The organism is Pseudomonas sp. Os17, from assembly GCF_001547895.1.
GTDB lineage: Bacteria > Pseudomonadota > Gammaproteobacteria > Pseudomonadales > Pseudomonadaceae > Aquipseudomonas.
Genome location: NZ_AP014627.1, coordinates 2,026,405 through 2,051,569, shown reverse-complemented (window position 1 = coordinate 2,051,569; position 25,165 = coordinate 2,026,405). Strand labels below are relative to the sequence as shown.

General features: G+C 63.2%; 19 protein-coding genes. 8 read left to right on the top strand and 11 right to left on the bottom strand.

Annotation, left to right across the window (positions count from 1 at the left end):
* Positions 1 to 11: 11 nt before the first annotated feature.
* The 3 genes from rraA to ppsA all read right to left on the bottom strand — a co-directional run bounded on the left by rraA (position 12) and on the right by ppsA (position 4,223).
* Positions 12 to 503: a ribonuclease E activity regulator RraA gene (gene rraA / locus POS17_RS09300; protein WP_060838287.1), complete on the bottom strand. Its 492-nt coding sequence runs from the start codon at positions 501 to 503 to the stop codon at positions 12 to 14.
* 268 nt (positions 504 to 771) lie between these two features.
* Entirely contained in the window at positions 772 to 1,746 is a 975-nt protein-coding gene (locus POS17_RS09295) for an alpha/beta fold hydrolase (RefSeq protein ID WP_060838286.1), read from the bottom strand.
* Positions 1,747 to 1,847: 101 nt separating this feature from the next.
* Positions 1,848 to 4,223, bottom strand: coding sequence for a phosphoenolpyruvate synthase (gene ppsA, locus POS17_RS09290; RefSeq protein ID WP_060838285.1), 2,376 nt, complete (start codon positions 4,221 to 4,223; stop codon positions 1,848 to 1,850).
* Positions 4,224 to 4,397: 174 nt separating this feature from the next.
* Here ppsA and ppsR point away from each other — a divergent pair, with 174 nt between their 5' ends.
* Positions 4,398 to 5,216 carry a posphoenolpyruvate synthetase regulatory kinase/phosphorylase PpsR gene (gene ppsR, locus POS17_RS09285; RefSeq protein ID WP_016964354.1) on the top strand — a complete coding sequence of 273 codons (819 nt, stop codon included), beginning with the start codon at positions 4,398 to 4,400 and terminating at the stop codon, positions 5,214 to 5,216.
* Between the two features lie 74 nt (positions 5,217 to 5,290).
* Here ppsR and POS17_RS09280 read toward each other — a convergent pair whose 3' ends face one another.
* Complete coding sequence (locus POS17_RS09280; protein ID WP_060841905.1) at positions 5,291 to 6,715, bottom strand: aminotransferase-like domain-containing protein; 1,425 nt, start codon at positions 6,713 to 6,715, stop codon at positions 5,291 to 5,293.
* 93 nt (positions 6,716 to 6,808) lie between these two features.
* Here POS17_RS09280 and POS17_RS09275 point away from each other — a divergent pair, with 93 nt between their 5' ends.
* Complete coding sequence (locus POS17_RS09275; protein WP_060838284.1) at positions 6,809 to 7,777, top strand: DMT family transporter; 969 nt, start codon at positions 6,809 to 6,811, stop codon at positions 7,775 to 7,777.
* A gap of 110 nt (positions 7,778 to 7,887) precedes the next feature.
* On the opposite strand, the gene prpD is transcribed toward POS17_RS09275, so the two are convergent.
* From prpD to POS17_RS09245, 6 genes are all read right to left on the bottom strand, one after another.
* Positions 7,888 to 9,372 carry a 2-methylcitrate dehydratase gene (prpD, locus tag POS17_RS09270; RefSeq protein ID WP_060838283.1) on the bottom strand — a complete coding sequence of 495 codons (1,485 nt, stop codon included), beginning with the start codon at positions 9,370 to 9,372 and terminating at the stop codon, positions 7,888 to 7,890.
* A gap of 283 nt (positions 9,373 to 9,655) precedes the next feature.
* Positions 9,656 to 10,846: a 2-methylaconitate cis-trans isomerase PrpF gene (prpF, locus tag POS17_RS09265; RefSeq protein WP_060838282.1), complete on the bottom strand. Its 1,191-nt coding sequence runs from the start codon at positions 10,844 to 10,846 to the stop codon at positions 9,656 to 9,658.
* A gap of 61 nt (positions 10,847 to 10,907) precedes the next feature.
* On the bottom strand, positions 10,908 to 13,502 hold the full coding sequence (acnD, locus tag POS17_RS09260; protein ID WP_060838281.1) for a Fe/S-dependent 2-methylisocitrate dehydratase AcnD: 2,595 nt from the start codon (positions 13,500 to 13,502) through the stop codon (positions 10,908 to 10,910).
* 199 nt (positions 13,503 to 13,701) lie between these two features.
* Positions 13,702 to 14,829 (bottom strand): bifunctional 2-methylcitrate synthase/citrate synthase, encoded by a 1,128-nt coding sequence (gene prpC / locus POS17_RS09255; RefSeq protein WP_060838280.1) that lies wholly within the window; start codon positions 14,827 to 14,829, stop codon positions 13,702 to 13,704.
* Between the two features lie 161 nt (positions 14,830 to 14,990).
* Positions 14,991 to 15,884, bottom strand: coding sequence for a methylisocitrate lyase (prpB, locus tag POS17_RS09250; protein WP_011060181.1), 894 nt, complete (start codon positions 15,882 to 15,884; stop codon positions 14,991 to 14,993).
* Positions 15,881 to 16,603 carry a GntR family transcriptional regulator gene (locus POS17_RS09245; RefSeq protein WP_060838279.1) on the bottom strand — a complete coding sequence of 241 codons (723 nt, stop codon included), beginning with the start codon at positions 16,601 to 16,603 and terminating at the stop codon, positions 15,881 to 15,883. Before POS17_RS09245 ends, prpB begins: the two co-directional genes overlap by 4 nt.
* Positions 16,604 to 16,870: 267 nt before the next feature.
* Between POS17_RS09245 and rloA the strand changes: the two genes are divergently transcribed.
* The 4 genes from rloA to pabB all read left to right on the top strand — a co-directional run bounded on the left by rloA (position 16,871) and on the right by pabB (position 21,438).
* Positions 16,871 to 17,407: a retropepsin-like aspartic peptidase RloA gene (rloA, locus tag POS17_RS09240; protein WP_060838278.1), complete on the top strand. Its 537-nt coding sequence runs from the start codon at positions 16,871 to 16,873 to the stop codon at positions 17,405 to 17,407.
* 5 nt (positions 17,408 to 17,412) lie between these two features.
* Complete coding sequence (gene rloB / locus POS17_RS09235) at positions 17,413 to 18,945, top strand: osmotic stress tolerance membrane protein RloB (protein ID WP_060838277.1); 1,533 nt, start codon at positions 17,413 to 17,415, stop codon at positions 18,943 to 18,945.
* Positions 18,945 to 19,931 carry an alpha-L-glutamate ligase-like protein gene (locus POS17_RS09230; RefSeq protein WP_060838276.1) on the top strand — a complete coding sequence of 329 codons (987 nt, stop codon included), beginning with the start codon at positions 18,945 to 18,947 and terminating at the stop codon, positions 19,929 to 19,931. The genes rloB and POS17_RS09230 overlap by 1 nt, the downstream gene beginning before the upstream one ends.
* A gap of 163 nt (positions 19,932 to 20,094) precedes the next feature.
* Positions 20,095 to 21,438, top strand: a complete 1,344-nt coding sequence (gene pabB, locus POS17_RS09225) for an aminodeoxychorismate synthase component I (RefSeq protein ID WP_060841904.1) — start codon at positions 20,095 to 20,097, stop codon at positions 21,436 to 21,438.
* A 114-nt stretch (positions 21,439 to 21,552) separates the two neighbouring features.
* Here the strand turns inward: pabB and thrH are convergent, their stop codons facing one another.
* Positions 21,553 to 22,170 (bottom strand): bifunctional phosphoserine phosphatase/homoserine phosphotransferase ThrH, encoded by a 618-nt coding sequence (gene thrH / locus POS17_RS09220; protein ID WP_060838275.1) that lies wholly within the window; start codon positions 22,168 to 22,170, stop codon positions 21,553 to 21,555.
* A 175-nt stretch (positions 22,171 to 22,345) separates the two neighbouring features.
* Here thrH and POS17_RS09215 point away from each other — a divergent pair, with 175 nt between their 5' ends.
* Together POS17_RS09215 and POS17_RS09210 are read left to right on the top strand one after the other, a co-directional pair.
* On the top strand, positions 22,346 to 23,080 hold the full coding sequence (locus POS17_RS09215) for a phosphoadenylyl-sulfate reductase (protein WP_016964342.1): 735 nt from the start codon (positions 22,346 to 22,348) through the stop codon (positions 23,078 to 23,080).
* 515 nt (positions 23,081 to 23,595) lie between these two features.
* Entirely contained in the window at positions 23,596 to 25,143 is a 1,548-nt protein-coding gene (locus tag POS17_RS09210; RefSeq protein ID WP_060838274.1) for an NCS1 family nucleobase:cation symporter-1, read from the top strand.
* Positions 25,144 to 25,165: the final 22 nt, after the last annotated feature.

The following is a 25,165-nucleotide window of genomic DNA, read 5'->3' as shown; positions in this document are numbered from 1 at the left end:
AGGCCAATGGTTTATTCAGGCATCTTCAGTGGGCTTGGCGAGACGATCACGCCGTTGTTGTCGGCGTAGACATATTCACCCGGACGGAAAGTCACACCGGCAAAGGTCACTGCCACATTGAGATCGCCGATGCCGCGCTTGTCAGTCTTCATCGGATGACTGGCCAGGGCCTGAACCCCGAGATCGGTCTGGGCGATGACATCCACATCACGGATGCACCCGTAGATCACCAGGCCTTCCCAGCCATTTTTCACCGCCTTCTCGGCCAGCATGTCTCCCAGCAGCGCACGGCGCAGGGAACCGCCGCCATCGACCACCAGCACCTTGCCGTGTCCCTTGAGCTCCACTTGCTCCTTGACCAGCGAGTTGTCCTCGAAGCACTTGATGGTGACGATTTCACCACCAAAGGAATCGCGACCGCCGAAGTTGCTGAACATGGGTTCAACCACCTGCACCAGGTCCGGATAGGCGTCGCACAGGTCGGGAGTGAGGTAATGATTCATCGAGAAACTCCTGTAGCAGAAAGAACACGATCGAAGGTATCGGCCATTTCAGGGGGCCATTCTGGACATACGAGTCCGGCAAGCCGAGGTTTAACCTGCCCCTCAAAGCAGCAGATCAGCCTGTCGCGCATCTGCAGCCATGCCACCTGAACGGAAAGTCGACTCAATAACTGAATGTGACCAGAACAGCACAATGCGTCATATCTTAGCCGCAAGCGCTATCCAACGAAATGCCCTTGTCAGAGCCCTCGCTTCAAACCTCAGCCACCTATTCGCCAGCAGAAGCCAGCAACGGCGTCTGCTGATCCTGGAGCCAGCGCGCCACCAATGGCCAGACCTCGGCCTGCGCCGGCTTGCTCACCAGCATCTCGACATGGCCGAAATTGCTACTGAACCCTAGCTCACGCCCCAGGCAGATAAATTGTTTCTGCTCACTGGCCAACTGATCGAACAACTTGCGACAGGCCCAGGTCGGATCCTGATGATCCCCGGCGGCACTGACCGCCAGTACCGGCACCGTCACCTGCGCCAGCCCCGCCCACCAGTCCTTGTCGGCATCGCCAAAGCGACCGAACAGGCCGTGCCAGCGCATGCTTTCCAGGGCCAGGCCAATAGGCTCGTCTTCCGGCCCGCGCTTGAGCCGAGAACCGGACAATTGGGCAAAGCGCTTGATGAGCAGGCGCCCGCCCCATTCCACCATGGGGATTTTCAACGGCCAGTAGGTCCGACTGATCTGGGTTCCGAAAAACGCCGCCGAAGCCACCCCCGCCTCGCCCAGGTACTGCCCGCCCAGCGCCGCCGCCAGGGTAGTGCCCCCCAGGGAATGACCGATCCAGTGGGGAATCTGGGCGCTTTGCTCACGGACAAAGGCGGCAATCGCCGGCAGATCGTAGCGCGCATAGTCGGCCACCCGGTTCTTGCGGTAGTCGGCATTGCGGCGCGACAAGCCATGGCCGCGCATCTCGGGAATCCACACATCGAAACCGGCACGGGCCAGGTAGGCGCCAAGGCCCACGCCCTTGGGCGAATACCAGAAGCGCCGGTTGGAAAAGCTGCCGTGGAGCAGAACCACAGGCACGCCCCGGGCTTGCGGCTCATCCGCCAGCCCCAGGCGGGTCACGGCCAGTTCGACCGAAGGGTCCGGACTGTTGCCGGGTTTCAAGCGATAGACATCTTCGCTGAGGTCGCCTCGACGCTCGGCACTGATCAAGGCGACGGGAAATAGGTTGCTGCTGCTTTGCATATTCTTCTTGCACAAAAAAGGGCGGCATCCAGAAGAAGCACGCCCTGCTTGAATCTTCAAGAGCCGGTCCGCCCAAGCGCGACCGGCTCTTCGTTCACCGATTACGCCGCGCCCTGACCTTCGGCCAGGAAGAACCAGGTTTCCAGCACCGAGTCCGGGTTCAGCGAGACGCTTTCAATGCCCTGCTCCATCAGCCACTTGGCCAGGTCCGGGTGGTCCGAAGGTCCCTGGCCGCAGATGCCGATGTATTTGCCGGCCTTGTTGCAGGCGGCGATGGCATTGGCCAGCAGCTTCTTGACCGCAGGATTACGCTCGTCGAACAGGTGGGCGATGATCCCCGAGTCACGGTCCAGGCCCAGGGTCAGTTGGGTCAGGTCGTTGGAGCCGATGGAGAAACCATCGAAGTACTCGAGGAATTCCTCAGCCAGGATGGCGTTGGAAGGCAGTTCGCACATCATGATCACGCGCAGACCGTTTTCGCCGCGCTTGAGGCCATTTTCAGCCAGCAGATCAACCACTTGGCTGGCTTCGCCCAAGGTGCGCACGAACGGCACCATGATTTCGACGTTGGTCAGGCCCATCTCGTTGCGCACGCGTTTCAGCGCACGGCATTCGAGTTCGAAGCAGTCACGGAAGGATTCGCTGATGTAGCGCGAGGCGCCACGGAAGCCCAGCATCGGGTTCTCTTCTTCCGGCTCGTAGAGCTTGCCGCCGATCAGGTTGGCGTATTCGTTGGACTTGAAGTCCGACAGACGCACGATGACCTTCTTCGGAGTGAACGCCGCAGCCAGGGTGCTGATGCCTTCCACCAGCTTGTCGACGTAGAAATCCACAGGATCATGGTAGCCGGCAATACGCTTGTCGACGCTGTCCTTGATCTCTTGCGGCAGCCCGGCGTAGTTCAGCAGCGCCTTGGGGTGCACGCCGATCATGCGGTTGATGATGAACTCCAGGCGGGCCAGGCCCACGCCGGCGTTCGGCAACTGGGCGAAGTCAAAGGCGCGGTCCGGGTTGCCGACGTTCATCATGATCTTGAACGGCAGTTCCGGCATGGCGTCTACCGAGTTCTGCTTGATGTCGAAACCCAGTTCGCCTTCGAAGATCAAGCCGGTGTCGCCTTCGGCGCAGGAAACGGTCACGCCCTGGCCATCCTTGAGCAGCTCGGTGGCGTTGCCACAACCCACTACCGCCGGAATCCCCAGTTCACGAGCGATGATCGCCGCGTGGCAGGTACGACCGCCACGGTTGGTGACGATGGCGCTGGCGCGCTTCATCACTGGCTCCCAGTCCGGGTCGGTCATGTCGGAAACCAGCACGTCGCCGGCCTGGACCTTGTCCATCTCGGAAACGTCCTTGATGATCCGCACCTTGCCGGCGCCGATGCGCTGGCCGATGGCACGGCCTTCCACCAGGACGGTGCCGGTTTCCTTGAGCAGGTAGCGTTCCATGACGTTGGCCTGGGTACGGCTCTTCACGGTTTCCGGACGGGCCTGGACGATGTACAGCTTGCCGTCGTCGCCATCTTTGGCCCACTCGATATCCATCGGGCACTGGTAGTGCTTCTCGATGATCATCGCCTGCTTGGCCAGCTCGCTGACTTCGGCGTCGGTCAGGCAGAAACGTGCGCGATCGGCCGCGTCCACGTCCACGGTCTTCACCGAGCGACCGGCCTTGGCCTCGTCGCCGTAGATCATCTTGATCGCCTTGCTGCCCAGGTTGCGGCGCAGGATGGCCGGACGGCCGGCTTCAAGGGTGTTCTTGTGGACGTAGAACTCGTCCGGGTTGACCGCGCCCTGGACCACGGTTTCACCCAGGCCATAGGCACCGGTGATGAACACCACGTCACGGAAGCCCGATTCGGTGTCGAGGGTGAACATCACGCCGGCAGTGCCGGTTTCCGAACGCACCATGCGCTGCACACCGGCAGACAGGGCCACCAGCTTGTGGTCGAAACCCTGGTGTACGCGGTAGGAAATGGCGCGATCGTTGAACAGGGAGGCAAACACTTCCTTGGCGGCACGGATCACGTTGTCCACGCCACGGATGTTGAGGAAGGTTTCCTGCTGGCCAGCGAAGGAGGCGTCCGGCAAGTCTTCGGCGGTGGCCGAGGAACGCACGGCCACGGCCATTTCCGGATTGCCGGCCGACAGCGCGGCGAAGGCGGTACGAATCTCGGTGTTCAGGCGCTCGGGGAACTCGGCTTCCATGATCCATTGACGGATCTGCGCGCCGGTCTTGGCCAGGGCGTTGACGTCATCGACATCCAGCGCATCGAGGGCGGCATGGATCTGGTCGTTCAGACCGCTCAACTCAAGAAAATCACGATAAGCCTGAGCTGTCGTGGCAAAGCCACCAGGGACCGATACGCCCGCACCTGCGAGGTTGCTGATCATCTCGCCCAGGGATGCGTTCTTGCCCCCCACATGCTCAACATCGTGTTTGCCGAGCTTATCGAGGGAAACTACGTACTCTACCAAGGTGATCTCTCCACTAACTGTGTTGGAAAAGCTCAGAAGCCGGCTGCTCGGGGGAGCGTTTGCCCGCTATATGGCCTGGACCTGGAAAATAAGTGAGAATGCGGGCCATTCCCGGCCGACAAATCGCGCCTATCATATCCAAGAATCGTCACTAGCTTAAGGCCCAAGCCGCAAATGAAACGATCTGCTTTCTTTATTTCCGACGGTACCGGTATCACAGCGGAAACCCTCGGCCAGAGCCTGTTGGCGCAGTTCGAAAACATTACCTTCAGCAAATTCACGCGGCCGTACATCGACAGCATGGAAAAAGCGCGGGCCATGGTACAACAAATCAATATGGCCGCCGAAAAAGACGGCCATCGGCCGATCATTTTCGACACCATCGTCAATCAGGACATTCGTGAGATTCTCGCGACCTCCAATGGTTTCATGATCGACATCTTCTCGACCTTCCTCGCGCCCCTGGAACAGGAGCTCAGCGAGCACTCCTCCTACTCCGTCGGCAAGTCCCATTCCATTGGCCACAACTCCAACTACATGGAGCGGATCGAGGCGGTGAACTTCGCCCTGGACAACGACGACGGCGCCCGCACCCACTACTACGACAAGGCCGACCTGATCCTGGTGGGCGTGTCGCGCTGCGGCAAGACCCCAACCTGCCTGTACATGGCCATGCAATTCGGCATCCGCGCGGCCAACTACCCGCTGACCGAAGAAGACATGGAGCGCCTGCAACTGCCCAATGCCCTGCGCGCCCACAAGCACAAGCTGTTCGGCCTGACCATCGACCCCGACCGCCTCACCGCGATCCGCAACGAGCGCAAGCCCAACAGCCGCTACTCCAGCTACGCCCAGTGCGAGTTCGAAGTGCGCGAAGTGGAGAACCTGTTCCGCCGCGAAAACATTCCCCATATCAACTCCACGCATTTCTCGGTGGAAGAGATCTCGGCCAAGATCCTCGTGGAAAAAGGCGTGGAGCGCCGCTTCAAGTAGGCCGCGCCACGGCTTCAGCCCGCCCGATGTGGCAAGGAATCGTCCCTGCCACAAGGCTTGCCCCCATCACCCCGTCACCACCCCGGCAATCCGCGCTCCTGGCGTAACGCCGTCGCCAGGGCAGCAAAGCCCTCGGTCAGTTTCCGATCATCGGCCGTGGTGTTGCAGACACTGGCACGAATGAACTGCGGCACCGCCGCCTGACCCACGGCAAATGTCTCGGCAGTGGCCACCAGATAGTGCTGCTGCTTCAGGTGCGCCTCGATCTCCGAGGCCCGCCAGGGCTCGGGAACGCGGATCCAGAAATGCGGGCAGGCCTCTGGACTGCGCCATTGCAACCCCTGTAGCAGCCCCGCCACCAACCCCTTGCGCCGGGTGATCTCGAGCATTTGCTGCTGACGCAGGCGTTCGGCAATACCGTTGTCGATCCAACCGGCAGCCAGCTCCAGGGCGAGTGGCGTGGCCATCCAGCAGGTCGCCCGCAGCGCGGCGGCCAATCGTCCCACCAGCGGCGCCGGCCCGCACAGGAAACCGACCCGCAACCCCGCGGCCACTGCCTTGCTCAAGCTGCTGATCAGCACCGTGCGCTCAGGGGCAAAATGCGCCAGCGGCGCCGGCCGCCGGGCCATCAGCACCGCGTGGGTTTCGTCCTCCAGAATCAACAGGTTGTGCCGCCGACAGACGTCGGCGATCGCCTCCCGGCGCGCCGCGGACTGCACCGCGGTGCTGGGGTTCTGCAAGGTCGGCGTGCAATACAGGGCCGCCAGCCGATGATGCCGGCATGCCTCTTCCAGCGCCTCGGGCAGCAGCCCCTGCTCATCCATGGGCAGGCCCAGCAACTTGATCCCCTGCATCCGTGCGGTACTGATCAGGCCCGGATAGGTCAGGTGCTCGGTGGCCAGGGTATCCCCGGCCTTGAGCAGCGCCAGCAGGGCGATATGCAAGCCGTGCTGGGCGCCGTTGACGCAAATCACCTGCGAGGCATCGACCTGTAACCCTTCCTGGGTCAGCCAGCTCGCGCCGGCCTCGCGATAGCGCGCCAGCCCGGCCTCCGGGCTGTAGCGAGCCACCTCCAGCAGCCCTTGGGGATCGTCCGCCAGCGCCCGCAGGCCCTGAGCGAGCAAACGGCTCTCCGCCCCGGGAATATGCGTATTGCGGCTCATGTCGAACAGCGCGGGCGACTCGTCCCCGACGTGACGAAACCCGGCGTCGCGCGAACGCTGCAAGCCGTCCTGACGCACGTAGGTGCCATCACCGACCCGCGCCACCACCTGCCCCATGCGCTCCAGCTCGGCATAGGCGCGACTGATGGTGCCAATGGTCACCCCCAGTTGATCGGCCAGCTGCCGATGGGGAAACAGCTTGCTGCCAGGGGCCAGCAGCCCCTGGTCAATGCCCTGATCCAGTGCGTCGGCCAGGCGCTTGTACTTGGGCCCCGCCCCTTCGTGCAAGGCGGAACGCAACATTGACACCATGTCAATACTTACTTTGACAGCCATCATTTACCCCAATAACGTGCTTTACAGGTTCAATCACCGGAAATGACCCGCTCAATATAGGTGTCAATTACCGATCACGAAAGGAGTGTCAGCGTGACCACAACCACCACGGCAGCACCGACCGCTCAAGTGCCTGCGCGCCACTGGCTCGCCACCCTGGTGACCTGCACCCTGTTCCTGATTGTCTGCCTGAGCTGGGGCACCACCTGGCTGGGGATCAAGGTGGCCGTGGCCAGCACGCCGCCCCTGACCGCGGCCGGGCTGCGCTTCTTGATCGCCTTTCCGCTGTTTGCCTGCTTTGCCTGGCTGCGCCGCGAGCCGCTGATGTTCCCCAAGGGCAGCCGCGGTTTCCTGCTGTTCGTCACCCTGTGCTATTTCAGCCTGCCCTATACCTTGCTCAACTACGGCGAGGTGCACGTGTCCTCGGGACTGACCGCCCTGCTGTTCAGCTGCATGCCGGTGTTCATCCTGATCTTTTCCGCCCTGCTGCTGCGGGAAAAAATCCACCTGGCGCAGGTACTCGGCATCGCCGTCGGCTTTGCCAGCCTGTTCCAGATCATCCGCGGCCAGGGCCTGCTCAACGATCACAACGAACTCTCGGGAGTGCTGGCGATTCTCGGCGCGGCGCTGCTGCATGCCTTGTGCTACGTCGTCACCAAGAAACACGGGAGCGCCATCAGCGTCATCACCTACAACGCCCTGCCCATCGGCATCGCCGGCCTGCTGCTGTGCCTGGCCGGCCTGTGGATGGAAAATCCGGATTACTCGGCCATCAGCCCCCGCTCCTGGGGCGCCCTGCTGTACCTGGGACTGGTCGCCTCGGTGGGCGGGTTTATCGTGTACTTCTTCCTGCTCAAACGCCTGAATCCGGTGATCCTGTCCTTCGTCTTCATCATCTTCCCGGTGTTCGCAGTGATCATCGGCGCCTGGTACGAAGGCCTGAGCCTGTCCAGCGATCTGCTGCTGTATGCCTCGACCCTGCTCGGCGGCTTCGCCATCACCAAATTGCCGCTGGATAAATGGCTGTCCAAAACAGCCGCCCAACCCCAGGAAAATCCGTAAGAGCGTGCTTGCTCGCGATGCTTCTGAGGGCACCCCGTTCGCCCGGCAAGTCCGCGTCATCCTTGACGTGCTTCGCGAGCAGGCTCGCTCCTACAAGAGAGGGAACGGCCTCAGATCACCAGCAGGTCGACGAACCGGTGCACCGGCGTCGCCTGCAGCCGTGCCGGGTCCTTGCACAGCTGGAAAATCTGCGTCGCGCGCTGGGCGGTGAAGCGCGTGGCCAGGTTGGCCTTGAACTTGTCTTCCAGCAGCGGGATGCCTTCGGCGCGGCGGCGCCGGTGGCCGATGGGGTATTCCACCGCCACCTGTTCAGTGCTGGAGCCGTCCTTGAAGAACACCTGGATCGCGTTGGCGATCGAGCGCTTGTCGGCTTCCAGGTATTCCCGGGTGTAACGCGGGTCCTCGACGATCTGCATCTTCTCGCGCAACTGGTCGATGATCGGGTGCGCGGCGTGAAAGTCGTCCTCATAGTGCTCGGCCACCAGGGTGCCGAAGGCCAGGGGCACGGCGGTCATGTATTGCAGGCAGTGATCGCGATCGGCGGCATTGGCCAGCGGCCCGACCTTGGAAATGATGCGGATCGCCGACTCATGGGTGGTGATGACGATGCGGTCGATTTCGTGCAGGCGATTGCGCACTTTCGGATGCAGGATCACCGCCGCCTCACACGCGGTCTGCGCATGAAACTCCGCCGGGAAGCTGATCTTGAACAGCACGTTTTCCATCACGTAGCTGGCGTATTCCTGCGCCAGCTTGAACTGCCGCTGGCCCTCGGGCTTGAGCGCCAGGTCCTTGTTGGTATGGCTGAACAGCACGTCATAGAAGCCCCACTGCGGCGCGCTGAGCACCCCGGGAATGCCCATCTCGCCGCGCAGGGCGATATCCGCCAGGCGCACCCCGCGACTGGTTGCATCCCCCGCCGCCCAGGATTTGCGTGAACCGGCATTCGGCGCATGACGGTAGGTGCGCAGCGCCTGGCCATCGACGAAGGCCTGGGACAGCGCCGCCAGCAGTTGCTCGCGATCGGCCCCCATCAGTTGGGCGCAGACGGCGGTGGAGGCGACTTTCACCAGCAGCACATGATCGAGCCCGACGCGGTTGAAGGAGTTTTCCAGGGCCATCACGCCCTGAATCTCATGAGCCATGATCATCGCCTTGAGCACATCGCTCATGGTCAGCGGCGCCTCGCCATTGGCCACGCGCTTTTGCGACAGGTGATCGGCCACCGCCAGAATCCCGCCGAGGTTGTCCGAAGGATGCCCCCACTCGGCCGCCAGCCAGGTGTCGTTGTAGTCCAGCCAGCGCACGATGCAGCCGATGTCCCAGGCCGCCTTTACCGGGTCGAGGCGGTAGCTGGTGCCGGGCACCCGCGCACCAAAGGGCACCACGGTGCCTTCGACGAATGGCCCCAGGTGCTTGGTGCATTCGGGAAAACGCAAGGCCAGCAGGCCGCAGCCCAGGGTGTCCATCAGGCAGTTGCGAGCGGTGTCGAGGGCTTCTTGGGAGTCGATGGAATAGGTCAGGACATAGTCGGCGATGTCCTGCAGGACCTGGTCGTACTCGGGACGGTTGTTCAGGTCTACGTTGGCGCTCATGAGGGCTTCACTCCTGTTGCAAGGTTGTGGGTAGCGGTGATTCCTCGGGTACAGGTCAATAACGGCATCGCAGGTCTGCGCCTGCTCAGCGATTCAATAACAACGTCACGCTTGGCGGTGGTGGCGAGGGAGCTTGCTCCCGCTGGGTGGCACAACCGCCCCAAAGGCGGTCCATGCGTTGCAACAGGTCAATCGCGAACTCAGGGCTTACGACCGCTACGCGGCCGAGCGGGAGCAAGCTCCCGCGCCACCTTAAGTCCCACCACCACCGACACTACTCTGCTTAGAAACTGTCGCCAGGCACTCGCACCCAGCCTTCCATCAGCACCCGCGCGCTGCGGCTCATGATGGCCTTGACCACGGTCCAGTCATCGCCGTTCCGGGTGGCTTCGGCGCCAACGCGCAAGGTGCCCGAAGGGTGGCCAAAACGCACCGCGCTGCGCGCACCACCACCGGCCGCCAGGTTGACCAGGGTCCCCGGAATTGCCGCCGCGGTGCCGATGGCGACCGCGGCGGTGCCCATCATCGCGTGGTGCAGCTTGCCCATGGACAGGGCGCGCACCAGCAGGTCGACGTCCCCGGCCTTGATCGCCTTGCCGCTGGAGGCCTGGTAATCCGCCGGCGGCGCGACAAAGGCCACCTTCGGCGTGTGCTGGCGCTGAGCGGCTTGGTCCAGGTGCTGAATCAGGCCCATGCGCAGGGCACCGTGGGCGCGGATGGTCTCGAACATCGCCAGGGCCTTGGGGTCGCCATTGATGTCGCCCTGCAGTTCGGTGCCGCGATAACCGATGTCCGCCGCGTTGACGAAGATCGTTGGAATCCCGGCATTGATCAGGGTCGCCTTGAAGGTGCCGACACCGGGCACTTCCAGATCGTCCACCAGGTTGCCGGTGGGGAACATCGAACCGCCGGCGCCCTCCTCCTCGGCCGCCGGATCGAGAAACTCCAGTTGCACTTCGGCCGCCGGAAAGGTCACCCCATCCAGCTCGAAATCACCGGTTTCCTGAACCTCGCCATTGGTGATCGGCACGTGGGCGATGATGCTCTTGCCGATATTGGCCTGCCAGATACGCACCACCGCCACGCCGTTCTGCGGAATGCGCGCCGGGTCCACCAGGCCGCTGCTGATGGCGAACGAACCGACCGCCGCCGAGAGGTTGCCGCAGTTGCCGCTCCAGTCGACGAAGGCCTTGTCGATGGCCACTTGGCCGAACAGGTAGTCGACGTCGTGATCGGCCTTGATGCTCTTGGACAGGATCACCGTCTTGCTGGTGCTGGAGGTGGCGCCGCCCATGCCGTCGATCTGCTTGTCATAGGGATCGGGGCTGCCGATCACCCGCAACAGCAGGGCATCGCGGGCCGCGCCCGGCAGCTGGGCCGCCTCGGGCAGGTCCTTGAGGTTGAAGAACACGCCCTTGCTGGTGCCGCCACGCATGTAGGTGGCGGGAATCTTGATCTGCGCTACAAATGCCATGAATTTCAGGTCCCGATAATGACCGGGGGCGGTGCCTTGCGGCCCGCCCCCGGTACGTTGCTTAGCTGGCTACGGCCGATTCCAGGAAGTCCTGGGCGAAGCGTTGCAGCACCCCACCCGCCTCGTAGATCGACACTTCTTCGGCGGTGTCGAGGCGGCAGGTGACCGGCACCTCCAACCGCTCGCCGTTGCGGCGGTTGATCACCAGGGTCAACTGCGCCCGTGGCGTGCGTTCGCCGATCACGTCGTAGGTTTCAGTGCCGTCGATGCCCAGGGTCTTGCGGTCGGTGCCCGCGAGGAACTCCAGCGGCAGCACGCCCATGCCCACCAGGTTGGTGCGGTGGATGCGCTCGAAGCCTTCGGCGACGATGGCTTCCACGCCCGCCAGGCGCACGCCCTTGGCCGCCCAGTCGCGGGACGAACCCTGGCCGTAGTCGGCGCCGGCAATGATGATCAGCGGCTGCTTGCGCTGCATGTAGGTTTCGATGGCTTCCCACATCCGCGTCACTTTGCCTTCCGGCTCGATCCGCGCCAGGGAGCCCTGCTTGACCTTGCCGTTTTCCTGGACCATTTCATTGAACAGTTTCGGGTTGGCGAAGGTCGCACGCTGGGCGGTCAAGTGGTCGCCACGGTGGGTCGCGTAGGAGTTGAAGTCCTCTTCCGGCAGGCCCATTTTCGCCAGGTACTCGCCCGCCGCACTGTCGAGCATGATGGCGTTGGACGGCGACAGGTGGTCGGTGGTGATGTTGTCCGGCAGCACTGCCAGCGGGCGCATGCCCTTGAGGCTGCGCTCCCCGGCCAGCGCCCCTTCCCAGTAAGGCGGACGGCGGATGTAGGTGCTCTGCGGGCGCCAGTCGTACAGCGGCTCGACTTTCGGGCCGGTGTCTTCGTGGATGGCGAACATCGGGATGTAGACCTTGCGGAACTGCTCCGGCTTGACCGCTGACTTGACCACGGCGTCGATCTCTTCGTCGCTCGGCCAGATGTCCTTGAGGCGGATTTCCCGGCCGTCGGCATCCAGGCCCAGCACGTCCTTCTCGATATCGAAGCGGATGGTGCCGGCAATCGCGTAGGCCACCACCAGCGGCGGCGAAGCCAGGAACGCCTGCTTGGCATAAGGGTGGATGCGCCCGTCGAAGTTGCGGTTGCCCGACAGCACGGCGGTGGCGTACAGGTCGCGATCGATGATCTCTTTCTGGATCACCGGGTCCAGGGCGCCGGACATGCCGTTGCAGGTGGTGCAGGCAAAGGCCACCACGCCAAAGCCAAGCTGCTCCAGCTCATGGCCCAGGCCGGCTTCTTCCAGGTACATGGCCACGGTTTTCGAACCCGGGGCCAGGGACGACTTGACCCACGGCTTGCGGGTCAACCCCAGCTTGTTGGCGTTGCGCGCCAGCAGGCCGGCGGCGATCACGTTGCGTGGGTTGCTGGTGTTGGTGCAGCTGGTGATGGCGGCGATGATCACCGCGCCGTCGGGCATCTGCCCCGGTACTTCGGACCACTGCCCGGCAATGCCCTTGGCCGCCAGGTCGCGGGTGGCGACCCGGGCGTGGGGGTTGCTCGGCCCGGCCATGTTGCGCACCACCGACGACAGGTCGAACTGCAGGCCGCGCTCGTAACGCGCGCTCTTCAGGCTGTCGGCCCACAGGCCGGTGTGCTTGGCGTAGCTCTCTACCAGGCGCACTTGTTCGTCTTCACGACCGGTGAGCTTGAGGTAGTCGATGGTCTGCTGGTCGATGTAGAACATCGCCGCGGTGGCGCCGTATTCCGGGGCCATGTTGGAGATGGTGGCGCGGTCGCCCAGGGTCAGGGCCGCGGCGCCTGCGCCGAAGAACTCCAGCCAGGCCCCGACCACTTTCTGCTTGCGCAGGAACTCGGTCAGCGCCAGCACCATGTCGGTGGCGGTGATCCCCGGTTGCAGCTTGCCGGTGAGCTCGACGCCGATGATTTCCGGCAGGCGCATCCACGAAGCGCGACCGAGCATGACGTTCTCGGCTTCCAGGCCGCCGACGCCGATGGCGATCACGCCCAGGGCATCCACGTGAGGGGTGTGGCTGTCGGTGCCGACGCAGGTATCAGGGAAGGCCACCCCGTCGCGCACCTGGATCACCGGGGACATTTTCTCCAGGTTGATCTGGTGCATGATGCCGTTGCCCGGCGGGATCACGTCGACGTTCTTGAAGGCCTTCTTGGTCCAGTTGATGAAGTGGAAACGGTCTTCGTTGCGCCGGTCTTCTATGGCGCGGTTCTTGTCGAAGGCGTCCGGGTCGAAACCGCCGCATTCCACGGCCAGGGAGTGGTCGACGATCAGCTGGGTCGGCACCACCGGGTTGACCAGGGCCGGGTCACCGCCCTGGTCGGCGATGGCGTCGCGCAGGCCGGCCAGGTCCACCAGCGCGGTCTGGCCGAGGATGTCGTGGCACACCACGCGGGCCGGGAACCACGGGAAGTCCAGGTCGTCGCGGCGTTCGATCAGTTGCCCGAGGGAGGCGTTGAGGGTCGCCGGATCACAGCGACGCACCAGGTTTTCCGCCAGTACGCGGGAGGTGTAGGGCAGGCTGTCGTAGGCCCCGGGCTGCAGCGCATCGACCGCCGCACGGGCGTCGAAATAGTCCAGCTGGCTGCCGGGCAGCGTCTTGCGAAATTCAGTGTTCATGGTCAGGGGACTCGATCACGGTAGTTTCAAAGGGAGCGTCCGGCACGGGGCTGAATGGGCATCCATCCCTTGTGGGGCGAGCTTGCTCGCGATGACTGAATCCGATCCGACATCGCTGTCGGCTGATCCATCGCGATCGCGAGCAAGCTCGCTCCTAAAGGTGTGGAGCATTCAAGCCACGGTGCCGGCGCCCTCCCGGTCAGCGGCGTTCGATTGGCACGAACTTGCGCTGTTCAACGCCGATGTACTCGGCGCTTGGACGGATGATGCGGTTGTTGCCCCGCTGCTCGAACACGTGGGCGGCCCAGCCGGTCAGGCGCGAGCAGACGAAGATCGGGGTGAACAGCTTGGTCGGGATGCCCATGAAGTGGTACGCCGAGGCGTGGTAGAAGTCGGCGTTGGGGAACAGCTTCTTCTGCTCCCACATGGTCTTGTCGATGGCTTCGGACACCGGGAACAGCACCTTGTCACCGACTTCGTCAGCCAGCTTCTTCGACCAGCCCTTGATCACCTCGTTGCGCGGGTCGCTGTCTTTGTAGATCGCGTGGCCAAAGCCCATGATCTTGTCCTTGCGCTCCAGCATCCGCAGCAGTTCGGCGGTCGCCTCTTCGGGGCTGTGGAAGCGCTCGATCAGCTCCATGGCCGCTTCGTTGGCGCCACCGTGCAGCGGGCCACGCAGCGAACCGATGGCGGCGGTGATGCACGAGTACAAGTCCGACAGGGTCGAGGCACAGACCCGGGCAGTGAAGGTGGAGGCGTTGAACTCGTGCTCGGCGTAGAGAATCAGCGAGACGTTCATCACCTTGACGTGCAAGTCGCTGGGCTTCTTGCCGTGCAGCAGGTGCAGGAAGTGACCACCAATGGTCTGCTCGTCGCTGACGCAGTTGATGCGCACGCCTTCATGACTGAAGCGGTACCAGTAGCACATGATCGCCGGGAAGGCCGCCAGCAGGCGGTCGGTGACATCGTGCTGCTGGGAGAAGTCCTTCTCCGGCTCGATGTTGCCGAGGAACGAGCAACCGGTGCGCATCACGTCCATCGGATGGGCCTGGGCCGGAATTCGCTCCAGCACTTCCTTCAGGGATTGCGGCAGATCCCGCAGCTTGCTCAGCTTGGCGCTGTAGGCGACCAGCTGTTCCTGGGTCGGCAGGTCGCCGTACAGCAACAGGTAGGCGACTTCCTCGAACTGCGCATCGGCCGCCAGTTCGCGCACGTCATAGCCGCGGTAGGTCAATCCGGCACCGGCCTGGCCCACGGTGGACAGCGCGGTTTGCCCGGCGACCTGGCCGCGCAGACCTGCACCACTCAATACTTTTGCTTCGGCCATTGCTCTCTCCAATCTTGAATTTGTTAGGGACTTGGCAACTTCGTTGGTCGGGACTCACCCCGACACTGTAGGAGCGAGCTTGCTCGCGATCCAGGCCCGCGCGCCCCAGCGAGTCAGGGGCTGCGCGTCAGCGTTGACGGCCGTCGCGAGCAAGCATTCATTCAACCTTTCTTCTGTGCGAACAGCGCGTCGAGCTTCTGTTCGAAGCTGTGGTAGTCGATGCGCTCGTAGAGCTCCATGCGGGTCTGCATGGTGTCGATCACGTTCTGCTGGGTGCCGTCGCGACGGATCGCGGTGTAGACGTTTTCCGCCGCCTTGTTCATGGCACGGAACGCCGACAGCGGGTACAGCACCAGGGAAACATCCACGGATTTCAGTTGTTCGGTGGTGTACAGCGGGGTCGCGCCGAATTCGGTGATGTTGGCCAGGATCGGCGCCTTCACCCGGTCGGCGAAGATCTTGTACATCTCAAGCTCGGTGATGGCTTCCGGGAACACCATGTCGGCACCGGCCTCGATGCACGCCGCGGCGCGCTCCAGGGCCGATTCCAGGCCTTCCACCGCCAGGGCGTCGGTGCGCGCCATGATCACGAAACTGTCGTCGGTGCGGGCATCCACCGCGGCCTTGATGCGGTCGACCATTTCCTGCTGGGAGACGATCTCCTTGTTCGGGCGGTGACCGCAGCGCTTGGCGCCGACCTGGTCTTCGATATGGATCGCCGCGGCGCCGAACTTGATCATCGACTTGACGGTGCGGGCCACGTTGAAGGCCGAGGAGCCGAAGCCGGTGTCCACGTCCACCAGCAGCGGCAGGTCGCAGACGTCGGTGATGCGGCGCACGTCGGTGAGGACGTCGTCGAGGCCGGTGATGCCCAGGTCAGGTACGCCCAGGGAGCCTGCGGCGACCCCGCCACCGGACAGGTAGATGGCCTTGAAACCGGCGCGCTTGGCCAGCAGGGCGTGGTTGGCGTTGATCGCGCCGACCACTTGCAACGGCTGTTCGCTGGCGACCGCATCGCGGAAACGCTGGCCTGGAGTGCTCTTGTTGGAACTCATGACTCACCTCGTGGAGTGGCTGTCTGATGGGCGCTGTCCTGGTAGTGACGCGCAATATTGCGTTTCGAGGCGCCGATGTGGCGGCGCATCAACAACTCGGCCAGTTCGCCGTCGCGATCGGCAATGGCATCGAGAATCCGGTGGTGTTCGGCAAAGGCCTGGTGCGGGCGGTTGGGGGTCGCGGAAAACTGGATGCGGTACATGCGCACCAGCTGATACAGCTCGCCACAGAGCATCTGCGTGAGGGTGCGATTGCCCGCGCCCTGGATGATCCGGTAGTGGAAGTCGAAATCCCCTTCCTGCTGGTAGTAGCCGACGCCGGCCTGGAACGCCGCATCGCGCTCGTGGGTATCGAGCACCCGGCGCAGTTCGTCGATCTCCTCGCCGGTCATGCGCTCCGCCGCCAGGCGACAGGCCATGCCTTCCAGGGATTCGCGGATTTCGTAGAGTTCGATCAGTTCGGCGTGGCTCAGGGACACCACCCGGGCGCCGACATGGGGCACCCGCACCAGCAGGCGCTGGCCTTCCAGGCGGTGGATGGCCTCGCGCAACGGGCCACGACTGATGCCGTAGGTTCGGGCCAATTCCGGTTCGGAGATCTTGCTGCCCGGGGCGATCTCGCCCTTGACGATGGCGGCCTGGATACGCCGGAAGACGTTTTCGGACAGGGTTTCAGAATCGTCCTGCGCCGGCAGCGGATGTTCCAGTTGATCCAGCATATTGTCGACACCTTGAAAATCAATGAGGCAAAAACTAGCCAATACCCCGAAAACAGTCAAAGGAAAAATTGAGATTGTCGACAATCGTCTAATAACCCTTTGCACCAAAACGAGACAAAAGGCCCGCCCCCAGCCCTGGCGCGGCAAAACCAGCATGCTAGAATGCCGCCCGCATTGGCCTGTCATCTTTTTATGGCACGCACACGAGGGAGCTTGCGCAGCAATGCCGGTCGCCTTGAATTGAAGAACCCATGCCCATCAGGATCTATGAGACTCAAGGCCCTCCCCCCCCTCCTCTGCCTGCTTGCCCTTCCCGGCATCAGCGCCGCCGCCGGCAAGACTGTCTACGGTTTGAATGAATACGCACGGTTGTCGGACATTGACCTGGAAGTCGCGGCCAAGCTCGACACCGGCGCCAAGACCGCGTCCCTGAGTGCCCGCGACATCAAGCGCTTCAAGCGCAATGGCGAATCCTGGGTGCGTTTCTACCTGGCCATCGACACCGCCCACAGCCACCCCATCGAGCGGCCTCTGGCCCGGGTCAGCAAGATCAAGCGCCGCGCCGGCGACTATGACCCCGATGAAGACAAGAACTACACCGCCCGGCCGGTGATCGCCCTGGATGTGTGCATGGGCAGCGCCTTGCGCAGCATCGAAGTGAACTTGACCGACCGCAGCGCCTTCCAATACCCGCTGCTGATTGGCTCCGAAGCCCTGAAACGCTTCGATGCCCTGGTCGACCCCAGTCTTAAATACGCTGCTGGCAAACCCGCCTGCGCCACCGACGCTCATACCGCAGAGTAATTCCAATGCGCTCTCTTACCCTTCATCTGAAAGTCCTGATCGCCATCCTGGTGGTGCTGGGCATTTCGATCACGGCCTATCAGATCTTCGTGCTGGGCATTCCAGTGACCGAAGACGCCACCGACGATCTGTGGAACATCGATGCCAAGGTCGAGTTCGTCGCCAACGGCAAGGACCCGATCAAGATCCAGATGTTCGTGCCGCCCCTGAGCCGCGACTACGTGAGCCTCAACGAGAGCTTCATCTCCAACAACTATGGGGTGGCGGTGAACCGCGTCGACGGCAACCGCAAGGTCACCTGGTCGGCGCGCCGGGCCAAGGGCAACCAGACCCTGTACTACCGCCTGGTGCTGACCAAGCGCTACAGCGCCGAGAAATCCAAGATCAAGGGCCCGACCTTCCGCGACAGCATGGCCGTGGAAGGCCCGGAAAAGATTGCCGCCGAAGCCTTGCTGGCGCCGATCCGCCAGCACTCGGCGGACGTCGAGACCTTCATCAGCGAAGCCATCAAGCGCGTCAACAACGCCAATGACGACAACGCCAAGCTGCTGCTGGCCGGCGACACGTCCAGCGCCAACAAGGCCAAGATCGTCGAGCTGCTGCTGTCCATTGCCCATGTGCCGATGGAGAAGGTCCACACCATCCGCCTGGTGGCCGACCAGCCGCAGACCCCGGAGCTCTGGCTGCGCAGCTTCAATGGCACCGACTGGCTGTACTTCAACCCGGAAACCGGCGAGCAGGGCATGCCCAGCGACCGCCTGCTGTGGTGGACCGGTGACGACAACCTGATCACCGTCGATGGCGGCAAGAAAGCCAACGTCACCTTCAGCCTCAACAACAGCGAAATGAACGCCATTCGCCTGGCCAAGCTGACCGACGAGAACACCGACGCCAACTTCCTCGAATACTCGCTCTACGGCCTGCCGCTGCAGACCCAGCAGACCTTCATGATCATGGTGATGATCCCCATCGGCGTGCTGGTGATCCTGGTGTTGCGCAACCTGATCGGCCTGCAGACCCTGGGCACCTTCACCCCGGTACTGATCGCCCTGGCGTTCCGCGAAACCCAACTGGGCTTCGGCATCGTGCTGTTCACGGTGATCACCGCGCTCGGGCTGTCCCTGCGCTCCTACCTGGAACACCTGAAACTGCAGATGCTGCCGCGGCTGTCGGTGGTGCTGACCTTCGTCGTGGTGCTGATCGCCGCCATCAGCCTGTTCAGCCACAAGCTGGGCCTGGAGCGCGGCCTGTCGGTGGCGCTGTTCCCGATGGTGATCCTGACCATGACCATCGAACGCCTGTCCATCACCTGGGAAGAGCGCGGTGCCGGCCATGCGATGAAAGTCGCCATCGGCACCCTGTTCGCCGCGTCCCTGGCGCACCTGATCATGAGCGTGCCGGAGCTGACGTACTTCGTCTTCACCTTCCCGGCGATGCTGCTGATCCTGGTGGGCTTCATGCTGGCGATGGGTCGCTATCGCGGCTACCGCCTGACCGAACTCGTGCGTTTCAAAGCCTTCGTCAAGGCAGACTCCTGATGTTCGGCCTGTGGAAGACCTGGAAAGCCCTGGAAGCGCGGGGAATCATGGGCATCAACCGGCGTAACGCCGACTACGTGCTCAAGTACAACAAGCGCAGCCTGTACCCCATCGTCGATGACAAGATCATCACCAAGGAGCGGGCGATCAAGGCCGGCATCCATGTGCCGGAACTGTACGGGGTGATCTCCACCGAGAAGGAAATCGACAAGCTCGACGCGATCATCGGTGAACGCAACGACTTCGTGATCAAGCCGGCGCAAGGCGCCGGCGGTGACGGCATCATTGTGATCGCCGACCGCTTCGAGGGACGCTATCGCACGGTGTCGGGCAAGATCATCAGCCACGAGGAAATCGAGCACCATATCTCCAGCATCCTCACCGGCCTGTACTCCCTGGGCGGCCACCGCGACCGCGCGCTGATCGAATACCGGGTGACCCCGGACCAGATCTTCAAGAGCATCAGCTACGAAGGCGTGCCGGACATCCGCATCATCGTGCTCATGGGCTATCCGGTGATGGCCATGCTGCGCCTGCCGACCCGCCAGTCCGGGGGCAAGGCCAACCTGCACCAGGGCGCCATCGGCGTCGGCGTCGACCTGGCCACCGGCCTGACGCTGCGCGGCACCTGGCTGAACAACATCATCACCAAGCACCCGGACACCACCAACGCCGTGGACGGCGTGCAACTGCCCTACTGGGACGGTTTCATGAAGCTGGCGGCCGGTTGCTACGAGCTCTGCGGCCTGGGCTACATCGGCGTGGACATGGTCCTGGACCAGGACAAGGGCCCGCTGATTCTCGAACTCAACGCCCGTCCCGGGCTGAACATCCAGATCGCCAACGACTGCGGCCTGACCCAGCGTACCCACGCCATCGAAGCCCACCTTGAGCAACTCAAGACCCGCGGCATCGTGGAAAGCGTCGAAGAGCGAGTGCGCTTCGCCCAGGAGCTGTTCGGTCACATTCCGCCGGTGGAAGGCTGATAACGACTGCCGCGGGGTGCGAAGGCAACTTTCGCCGCCTGCGGCAGCGGCTACAGGTCGGTGAATGCGCCCTGAATCAGGCAATCGCCGACATCCCCTCTAGGAGCAACTCCTGCACAGGCATACAATCGCCAACCGCGCTCCGATGGCTGATTTGCCCCGCATGTTGACCTGTTCCGTACACCCGCTCCCCTATCGCGCCAACCCCGCCGAGTATTTCGCGGCAATCGAACACGCTCCCGGCGCCGTGCTGCTGGACAGCGGCCGGCCCACTGCCGAGCGCGGTCGCTACGACCTGCTCAGCGCCTGGCCGCTGGCCGAGCTGACGGTGGCCGCCGACGAAAGTGGCGGCGACTTCCTCCAGCGCCTGCGGCACAACCTGCAGCAACTGGGGCCGGCCCAGGTCCCGGCGCCCTATGAACTGCCCTTCGCCGGCGGCCTGATCGGCTACCTCAGCTACGACTTCGGCCGCCATCTGGAACGCCTGCCGAGCCAGGCCCGGGATGACCTGAACCTGCCGGACGCACGCTTTGGCCTGTACGCCTGGGCGCTGATCAATGACCACCAGGCGGGCACCAGCCAGTTGCTGTTCCACCCCAGCCTGGAAGAGGCAGAGCGTCGGCGCCTGATCCAGCTGTTCAGCCAACCGCCCGCCACGGCGGCAGGCTCGTTCACACTCAGCCGGCCCATGCAGGCCGACCTGAGTGCCGAGGATTACCGTCAGGCGTTCCAGCGCATCCAGCATTACATCCAGGCCGGCGACTGCTACCAGGTGAACTTCGCCCAGCGCTTTCGCGGCCAGTACCAGGGCGAGCCGTGGGTCGCCTACTGCGCGTTGCGCGCGGCGTGCCCGACGCCCTTCTCGGGCTTTCAACGCCTGCCGGACGGCGGCGCGGTGCTCAGCCTGTCGCCGGAGCGCTTCGTCCATGTCAGCCAGGGCCGGGTGGAAACCCGGCCGATCAAGGGCACCCGCCCGCGCGGCCGGGATGCGGCCGAAGATGCGGCCAACGCCGCCGAGCTGCTGTCCAGCCCCAAGGACCGCGCGGAAAACCTGATGATCGTCGACCTGCTGCGCAACGACCTGGGGCGCACCTGCCGCACCGGCTCGGTGCGCGTGCCGGAGCTGTTCAGCCTGGAAAGCTACCCCAACGTGCACCACCTGGTGAGCAGCGTCACCGGCGAACTGGCACCCGGCAAGGACGCCCTGGACCTGATTGCCGGCAGCTTCCCCGGCGGCTCGATCACCGGCGCGCCGAAGATCCGCTCGATGCAGATCATCGACGAGCTGGAGCCCACACGACGGGCCCTGTACTGCGGCTCGCTGCTGTACCTGGACGTGCGCGGAGAAATGGACAGCTCGATCGCCATCCGCAGCCTGCTGGCCAAGGACGGGCAGATCTGTTGCTGGGGTGGCGGCGGAATCGTCGCGGATTCGGACTGGCAGGCGGAGTACCAGGAATCCATCACCAAGGTGCGGGTGTTGCTGGAAACGCTGCAGGGGCTCTGAACCCCTGTAGCCGCTGCCGCAGGCTGCGATCGACTGCGAAGCAGGCGTCGCTCTTGAGGCCTTGAAGCCCCTGCGGGGCTTGTCGCAGCCTGCGGCAGCAGCTACAGGTGCGCTTTACAGACTCAGGGTGCGGTTGGAAGCCTTGATGAATTCCTGCTTCAACTCGGCAAAGCTGTGCACCGCGGGGAACTGCGGGAACTCGCGGATCACGTTGTCCGGGGCATGGAACAGGATGCCGGCATCGGCCTCGCCGAGCATGGTCGTGTCGTTGTAGGAATCCCCCGCGGCGATCACCCGGTAGTACAGGCTCTTGAAGGCCAGCACCGATTGACGCTTGGGGTCCTTCTGGCGCAGTTGGTAACCGGTGACCCGACCGCCGTCATCGGTGATCAGGCGGTGACACAGCAGGGTCGGGAAACCCAGCTGGCGCATCAAGGGCTGGGAAAACTCATAGAAGGTGTCGGAGAGGATCACCACCTGGAAGCGCTCACGCAGCCAGTTGACGAACTCCACCGCGCCCTCCAGGGGCTTGAGGGTGGCGATCACTTCCTGGATGTCCGACAGCTTCAGGCCGTGTTCGTCGAGAATCCGCAGGCGCTGCTTCATCAATACGTCGTAGTCGGGAATATCCCGGGTGGTTGCCTTGAGGGATTCAATCCCGGTTTTTTCGGCAAAGGCGATCCAGATTTCCGGGACCAGTACACCTTCCAGATCGAGACAGGCAATTTCCACAAGACACTCCCATTGGTTCTGATTATTGACGTTGAGCGAGCAAAAGGACTGCCGAACTCTAGCGACTCGCCTGCGCAGGCGCAACGCAGAGGAGCGCGCCAGGGCCGGGTGGATTTTGTTAAGATCGCCCCCCTATAGAGCGCACAGCGCCACCGACCTGTAGGAAACCGCCCTGATGAACCCATCGTTCGACGTCGCTGAACTCGCCGCGACCTATGCCAACAAATCCGCCCAGGACATTCTCAAGCTGGCCTTCGCCCAGTTTGGTGACGACCTGTGGATCTCCTTCAGCGGCGCCGAGGATGTGGTGCTGGTGGACATGGCCTGGAAGCTGAACAAGAACGTCAAGGTGTTCAGCCTCGACACCGGGCGCCTGCACCCGGAAACCTACCGCTTCATCGATCAGGTGCGCGAACACTACAAGATCGACATCGAACTGATCTCGCCGGACCACAGCAAGCTCGAACCCTTCGTCAAGGAAAAGGGCCTGTTCAGCTTCTACAAGGACGGCCACGGCGAATGCTGCGGCATCCGCAAGATCGAGCCACTGCGACGCAAACTGTCCACCGTCAGCGCCTGGGCCACCGGCCAGCGCCGCGACCAGAGCCCGGGCACCCGCAGCCAGGTGGCGGTGCTGGAGATCGACAGCGCCTTCTCCACCCCCGAACGCCCGCTGTACAAGTTCAACCCGCTGGCGCAGATGAGCAGCGAGGAGATCTGGGGTTACATCCGCATGCTCGAACTGCCGTACAACAGCCTGCATGAACGCGGCTTCATCAGCATCGGCTGCGAGCCCTGCACTCGCCCGGTACTGCCCAACCAGCACGAGCGCGAAGGCCGCTGGTGGTGGGAAGAAGCCACCCAGAAGGAATGCGGCCTGCACGCCGGCAACCTCATCAGTAAAGCCTGACCTCCCTTCTTCTGCCGGCGCCAGGCTCCTCACCCCGAGGACGCCTTGGCTGACAAAGCGAACGCGCCCAGCTCACGCAGACAACAAAGATGTACACAGAAATGTCACCATCAGTGCCATTTTTGTGTGCACTTTCAGAACCCGCCGCCCCAAAAGGTTACAGGCCTTTCTCCCACCGGATTTCGTGGCATGCACTGTCGCGCCCGAGAAAAAATAAATACCTGTTCAATCGGTCAATTTTTAATCCAGCTGTTTCATACAGTTAGGCGCAACTCATAACAAAACGAAATCAGCAGCCGATTTCATAGCAGCAAAATTGGCACAGAAGTGGCTTTAGTCGACTTATGTTTTGTATACAAAACAAGCAAAACATACATACACTAACCGTCCGCACGCCTGACCCACGACTCAAGCTGCAGATGCCCCGAACCCAGTGATTCCTCCCCTGCGACGAAGATTGTCGAGCCTTGCGCTCAAGCACAGTCATCCAGGGCTGGAGTCAGGAGCATGCCGGAATGCGTACCAGCCCTTCCAACCACATCGCACTGGATCTGCCCTCCTCGCTGCATTCGCCCAACGCCCAGCACCCCGTCGCCGATCCCCACCCGCACCCTATTGTCCTCAGCCCGCGCCTGCACAACCGCGACCTGGCACCGACCAAGGTCGAGGGTCGGCGCTGGGGTGGCTACAGCATCTTTGCCCTGTGGACCAACGACGTGCACAACATCGCCAACTACTCCTTTGCCATCGGCCTCTACGCCCTGGGCCTGGGCGGCTGGCAGATCCTGCTGTCGCTGGGGATAGGCGCGGCGCTGGTGTACTGCTTCATGAACCTGTCCGGCTACATGGGGCAGAAGACCGGCGTGCCGTTCCCGGTGATCAGCCGCATCAGCTTCGGCATCCACGGCGCGCAGATACCGGCGCTGATCCGCGCGGTGATCGCGATCGCCTGGTTCGGCATCCAGACCTACCTGGCCTCGGTCGTGTTTCGCGTGTTGCTGACCGCGATCCATCCCGGTTTCGCCGATTACGACCACGACTCGATCCTCGGCCTGTCGAGCCTGGGCTGGGCCTGTTTCGTGGTGATCTGGCTGGTGCAGCTGGTGATCCTCGCCTACGGCATGGAGATGATCCGCCGCTACGAAGCCTTCGCCGGGCCGATCATTCTGCTGACCGTGGCCTGCCTCGCCGGGTGGATGTACACCCAGGCCGACGGGCAGATTGCCTGGTCGATCCGCGAGCCGTTGAGCGGTGGCGAAATGTGGCGGCAGATCTTCGCCGGCGGCGCATTGTGGTTGGCGATCTACGGCACGCTGATCCTCAATTTCTGCGACTTCGCGCGCTCCTCGCCGTGCCGCAAGACCATCAAGGTCGGCAACTTCTGGGGCCTGCCGGTGAACATCCTGGTGTTCGCCACCATCACCGTGCTGCTGTGCGGCGCGCAGTTCCAGATCAACGGCCAGGTTATCGAAAGCCCGACCCAGATCATCGCCTCGATCCCCAATACGCTGTTTCTGGTGCTGGGCTGCCTGGCCTTCCTGATCGTCACCGTGGCGGTGAACATCATGGCCAACTTCGTCGCCCCGGCCTTCGTCCTCAGCAACCTGGCGCCCAAGTACCTGACCTTCCGCCGCGCCGGGCTGATCAGTGCGGCGCTGGCGGTGCTGATCCTGCCATGGAACCTGTACAACAGCCCGCTGGTGATCGTGTACTTCCTCTCCGGCCTGGGCGCCCTGCTCGGCCCGTTGTACGGGGTGATCATGGTGGACTACTGGATCCTGCGCAAAGCCCGGATCCACGTGCCGCAGCTGTACAGCGAAGACCCGCAAGGCGCGTACTTCTACAGCCGCGGGGTCAATCTGCGGGCGCTGGCGGCCTTCATCCCCGCGGCGCTGATCGCCATCGTGCTGGCCCTGGTGCCGGGCTTTGCCAGCGTCTCGCCGTTTTCCTGGCTGATCGGTGCCGGTATCGCCGGCCTGCTGTACCTGATCATCGCCAAGCGCCAACCCGGGTACGCCGATGTCAGCGGCGAATCCATCGCCGTGGACAACGTCAGTCATTGAACCTGAACGGCCCGGTGCGCCG

Bases quoted from the DNA above. Each gene is read 5' to 3' on its own strand.
- rraA (WP_060838287.1), bottom strand. From the start codon at position 503: ATGAATCATTACCTCACTCCCGACCTGTGCGACGCCTATCCGGACCTG.
- POS17_RS09295 (WP_060838286.1), bottom strand. From the start codon at position 1,746: ATGCAAAGCAGCAGCAACCTATTTCCCGTCGCCTTGATCAGTGCCGAG.
- ppsR (WP_016964354.1), top strand. From the start codon at position 4,398: ATGAAACGATCTGCTTTCTTTATTTCCGACGGTACCGGTATCACAGCG.
- POS17_RS09280 (WP_060841905.1), bottom strand. From the start codon at position 6,715: ATGGCTGTCAAAGTAAGTATTGACATGGTGTCAATGTTGCGTTCCGCC.
- prpD (WP_060838283.1), bottom strand. From the start codon at position 9,372: ATGAGCGCCAACGTAGACCTGAACAACCGTCCCGAGTACGACCAGGTC.
- prpF (WP_060838282.1), bottom strand. From the start codon at position 10,846: ATGGCATTTGTAGCGCAGATCAAGATTCCCGCCACCTACATGCGTGGC.
- acnD (WP_060838281.1), bottom strand. From the start codon at position 13,502: ATGAACACTGAATTTCGCAAGACGCTGCCCGGCAGCCAGCTGGACTAT.
- prpC (WP_060838280.1), bottom strand. From the start codon at position 14,829: ATGGCCGAAGCAAAAGTATTGAGTGGTGCAGGTCTGCGCGGCCAGGTC.
- prpB (WP_011060181.1), bottom strand. From the start codon at position 15,884: ATGAGTTCCAACAAGAGCACTCCAGGCCAGCGTTTCCGCGATGCGGTC.
- POS17_RS09245 (WP_060838279.1), bottom strand. From the start codon at position 16,603: ATGCTGGATCAACTGGAACATCCGCTGCCGGCGCAGGACGATTCTGAA.
- rloA (WP_060838278.1), top strand. From the start codon at position 16,871: ATGAGACTCAAGGCCCTCCCCCCCCTCCTCTGCCTGCTTGCCCTTCCC.
- rloB (WP_060838277.1), top strand. From the start codon at position 17,413: ATGCGCTCTCTTACCCTTCATCTGAAAGTCCTGATCGCCATCCTGGTG.
- POS17_RS09230 (WP_060838276.1), top strand. From the start codon at position 18,945: ATGTTCGGCCTGTGGAAGACCTGGAAAGCCCTGGAAGCGCGGGGAATC.
- pabB (WP_060841904.1), top strand. From the start codon at position 20,095: ATGTTGACCTGTTCCGTACACCCGCTCCCCTATCGCGCCAACCCCGCC.
- POS17_RS09215 (WP_016964342.1), top strand. From the start codon at position 22,346: ATGAACCCATCGTTCGACGTCGCTGAACTCGCCGCGACCTATGCCAAC.
- POS17_RS09210 (WP_060838274.1), top strand. From the start codon at position 23,596: ATGCGTACCAGCCCTTCCAACCACATCGCACTGGATCTGCCCTCCTCG.